The following is a 1,457-nucleotide window of genomic DNA, read 5'->3' as shown; positions in this document are numbered from 1 at the left end:
GTGCCGGAGATCGTCATCGATGCCGTCTCGGGCAGTTTCCTCGGCATTCCCTATCCGGTTTTCTGGGGCATCGTCGTGATCCTGGCAGCGTGGAAACTGCTCTACGGATCCCGGTACGGGCTGCATCTGTTTGCGATTGGCGGCGGCATCGCGTCCGGCGCCGAGAGTGCTGCCCGCAATTTCGGCGTCTCCGACCGCCGCAACATCATCCTCGCCTATGTGATCTGTTCCTGTTTCGCAGCCGTTGCCGGTGTCTTCCTCGCCGGGCGCATCGTGTCGGGCGATCCGAATGTCGGGCTGCTTTTCGAACTCGATACCGTCACCGCCGTGGCGCTTGGAGGCACCCAGCTTTCCGGTGGCATAGGCAGCCTGCACGGCACCGTGATCGGCGCGCTGGTCATGGCGCTGCTGGCCAATGGCATGAACCTCGCCAACGTCTCGCCGTTCGTCCAGACCGCGATCAAGGGCGGCATCCTGCTGGCGGTGGTCGGGCTGCAATCCCGCAAGAAGATGGGGCTCTGAAAGATGGCTGCCGTTCTCGCAAATCCGATCGCCCGGCGCCTGCTGCGCATACCGCCGTCCTATTTTGTCTTCCTCGTGCTGCTGGCCACGCTGTGGATCGCACGGCCGAACATGCTCAACCTCAACATCATGGGTATCTTCGTCAGGCAGATCGTCCCGCTCGGCATCCTGGTTCTGGGGCAGCTCGTCGTCATGCGGGTGAAGTCGATCGACCTTTCCGGCGGCGGCATCATCCTGCTCATCAACTATTTCATTTCGTCGGGCACTTTCCCCGGCGCGTCGATGCCTTTCTTCGTCGTGCTGGCGCTCGGTACCGGCCTCGTCATCGGCCTGTTCAACGGCTTCATGATAGGGAGCCGGCGGGTGTCGGCGGTCATCGTCACGCTGGCGGTCAGCATCATCCTGGTCGGGCTGGTGCAGTTCCTGTCGAGCGGCAATCCGCCCGGCGATGTGCCGAAGCTGTTCAACGACCTCTACAACACGAAATTCCTGTCGGTTCCGACGCCGGTGCTGTTCTGGGTCCTGCTGACCGCTTTGGTGTGGCTGCTGCTGTCGCGGACCGTCTTTGGCCGCTACGTCGCCTCGGTCGGGGAGAATGCCGAAGCCGCGCATTTTTCCGGCGTGCCGGTCCAGCGCACGGTGATCCTTGCGCACACGCTCGCCGGCCTGATCGCGGCGATCGCGGCCCTGGTACAGACCGGTTCGATCGCCGTCGGCAGCGTCCGTGTCGGCCTCGACCTGCCGATCCTGGCGGTCGCGGCAACGATCCTCGGCGGCGTCGTCTTCGGTCGCGGCGACGGTGGCGTCTGGGGACCTTTCTTCGGGGCGTTGTGCTTTGCGCTGCTGTTCGTGGTGATGACCGTGCTCGGCATCGACGAGCCCGGCAAGCTCATCGCGCAGGGCGTCATCATCCTGGGTGCCGCGATCTTCTACGG

General features: G+C 64.1%; 2 protein-coding genes. Both read left to right on the top strand.

Features of this window, described 5'->3' with window-relative positions:
• A partial coding sequence (locus ENZ74_RS31585; RefSeq protein WP_164761393.1) for an ABC transporter permease occupies window positions 1–522 on the top strand: 522 nt, incomplete at its 5' end.
• A gap of 3 nt (window positions 523–525) precedes the next feature.
• Window positions 526–1,457: ABC transporter permease (locus tag ENZ74_RS31580; RefSeq protein WP_164761392.1), on the top strand; the 932-nt coding region annotated here is incomplete at its 3' end.

The organism is Mesorhizobium sp. M7A.F.Ca.CA.002.15.2.1 (genome assembly GCF_003998715.1).
Taxonomy (GTDB): domain Bacteria; phylum Pseudomonadota; class Alphaproteobacteria; order Rhizobiales; family Rhizobiaceae; genus Mesorhizobium; species Mesorhizobium ciceri.
Note: the sequence above shows the minus strand (reverse complement) of the source record. Positions and strands in the feature narration are given on the sequence as shown.